The 2,942-nt window shown below is 44.8% G+C and carries 1 protein-coding gene; it reads right to left on the bottom strand.

Annotated features, from left to right (window positions below; genetic code table 11):
- Nucleotides 1–2,942: sialidase family protein (locus QZT26_RS17040; protein ID WP_295103873.1), on the bottom strand; the 2,942-nt coding region annotated here is incomplete at both ends.

Genomic DNA, 2,942 nt, shown 5'->3' with positions numbered 1-2,942 from the left:
GAAAGCGTCGGCGTAACTGCAGTGGATTTGGTATAGGCGTCACCATTGTTAATACTTATAGAACAATTTGGCGCTGTGGTATCAGCGGTAGATGTTGATGACGGTGGCGGCAATTTCCACGTGCCGGCGTTAGCGTCTATATAGACACAACTATTATGTGGATTGACGGCTATGCTCTTGATACTCATATCTGCACCCAGATTCCCATTAATATTCGTCCAGGTCATTCCATAATCAGTTGAACGAAAAACACCGTTTGAATGACCATACCAGGAGGCATAGGCAGCCGCATACACTACGTTTGGGTTGTTAGGATCCACTGCAACCGAATTGATATCTTCTGTACCGTACCTGCTTTTAGTAATACCGTTGGCATCGCCTCTGTATATAGTCTCTCCGCCATTGGCGCTTGTATCTGTAATGATATAGACCCCCTCACTTCTTACCGCGACATAAATTCTGTTTTGGTTTGTTGGGTCTATAGCTATTTGTTTGATACCAGCTTTGTTCGTACTTTTAACAGGAATTGATGGGTACAGGTTGGTCGCCGACCACGTGTTTCCTTTGTCAGTGGATTTTTGAATATACCAATTGCCGGTAGTACTGTCTTTTCCCCAGGTATATACAATATCGCCGTTCGCTGGAAACATGCCATAAATAGGTTTTGAACTTGCGGTAGTTACATAAGCGTTAGAGGTTCCTATGTTATCAAACCTATATTTGCCCGCATAAACAATGTTATCGTTTTGCGAATGAAAACTCACTAAACTGTTCACCCACTCTTCTCCCCCATTAGTATCGGATATAGCGGTAAAAGAATCACCGCTATTTCTTGACACAGCAACCTTATAATCACCTGTTGTCCAATTTCCGTTAATTTTAACAATAATATTACCCTTTATTGCCCCGCCGGCAGCACCATTAGGACTAGTGGTTGCGATACTCTTAAAAGTATCCTCGCCGTCTGTCGATAACATCGACCCAAAGTCAAGGTGGAAAGATACAAACATGTTTGGGTTGGAGCTATCCCATCCAAAAGGAGACGGGCTGTTCAAAGCGCCCGTAGAACCCGTATAACCAGTATTTGAATATTTCCATGTTTTACCGCCGTCAGTAGTCTTTCTTACAATATCTCCATGTCCACTTATTAACGCCGTATTTTCAATCGTTGGATGAAAGGTAACCGGGGCTGCCCATTCTCCTGAACCTGAAAAGTCTTGCGTCCATCCGCCAGAAAATTCAGAGCCGCACACCCAACCATCGGCATTTTTTTCGTCCATTGTTTGTGTCTGATACCAATTGGTACCCCCATTGTGGGTATAATAAAGCTGTTTGGTTGGCCATAACCCAAGAAACCCTACCATTATTTTGTCAGGATTTACGGGACTCATTGCAATTTGCTGCGCTTGGCCAGTCTTTCCGTTGCTAACCGGAGACGCCTTTGTTTGAGTGAATGTCAACCCGCCGTCTGTTGATTTATAAACGCCATCATACTTTGCCGTTGCAAACATAATATTAGGGTTGTTGTGATTAATAACCGTTGCGTACGGATGAGAGGGCAGCCCTGTTCCTATTTTTGTTACTGTCGCGGAACCTCCGCTATCCACAACCTTGTACAGTCCATAGCCGGTTGATACAAACAGGATTGTATTATCAGTTGGATGTACTTTTATATCATACAGTCCGTCATGGGCGTCTAAAACATACCCACCTCCGGATTTATTAACCAGATTCCATGTCGTGCCGCCATTGGTTGATTTTAAGAGTCCTCCTTCGCTCTGCGCGGCATAAATCGTACTCCCCGCAAAGGCAAAATGAATGCCCCCCTGCGCTTGACTTCTATGAAAATGCGCGTCTTTAACCATTGTCCAATTATCACCACCGTCAGTCGTTCTAAATATTCCTTCAGCGTCATGCTGTTGGGATATTGACGTGCTGCTACTCGCGACCATCTCACTTCCGGCAACATAAACAATATTCGGATTTGCAGGATCAATGACTATAGAGGCTCCTCCATTGGCATAGAATCCATTTCCCTTTCTCTGCCAACTTGTACCCCCGTCAGTACTTTTCCACACCTGATTTGTGTCGGAAACTAAATATACAATATTTGAATTAGATGGAGCATAAGCAATACCGCTTATCAACTGCCATCCTTCACCGCCTGCAAACCCAGCAGTCTTCTGGGCTTGCGTTCTTTTTGCTACCTGCTGCCATGTCTGCGTACTGCCCGATTGTTTAGAGGTTATGGCTTTTGTCCTTTTTTTTGACGATACGCTGTTACGTGTATTAAGTGACCCACTGGCAGGATAGTACTCGACCAACGTCGTATGCGTCAGCCCACTGCCATTTACTGTTCCATCCGAAACCTCCGAACCCGATGTCGCATCTAACTCTGTCTCTGTCTCATTCTCTGTCTCTACTGTTGAAGAAGCACCATCCGCCGATACGGTAAAGATGTATCCTTTCCCTATGTTATCTTTACTCTTTAGCCTTATCTCGTTACCAACAATGCTGACATCGGCACTTCCATCCACTGACTCAATAAAATAACCGTCAGTGCGCTTCACCGAGGTTGCCGTCTCACCGGCATTAAGCGTTATAGCCCCAGACAACGTTAAAAATACCGCAAAAAGCTTTCCTGTCTTTGGATGACGTGAATACATGACATCACTACCTGCATAACTCTTTGTACTCTGATAAACGCTGCCATCCCATGACCGTTCACTGAGTGGCACATTATTTAGATTATCCCAGTTGGGCAAACACCTTATGAGTTTGAGTCCGGAATCAACCTTGGTAATACTCTCAAAGTCCGGCATATCCCCTGTGTCGCCAAACCAATTATACCATGCGCCGTTAATGCCCGCCTTGGCGGCAAAAAGACGATTCCTGTATTCATCTGCTTCGCTTGTCTGTGAGTTGCCAACCTTGTCTTTTGT

Origin of the sequence: uncultured Candidatus Kuenenia sp., assembly GCF_900696675.1 — a bacterium.
Taxonomy (GTDB): domain Bacteria; phylum Planctomycetota; class Brocadiia; order Brocadiales; family Brocadiaceae; genus Kuenenia; species Kuenenia stuttgartiensis_A.
Note: the sequence above shows the minus strand (reverse complement) of the source record. Positions and strands in the feature narration are given on the sequence as shown.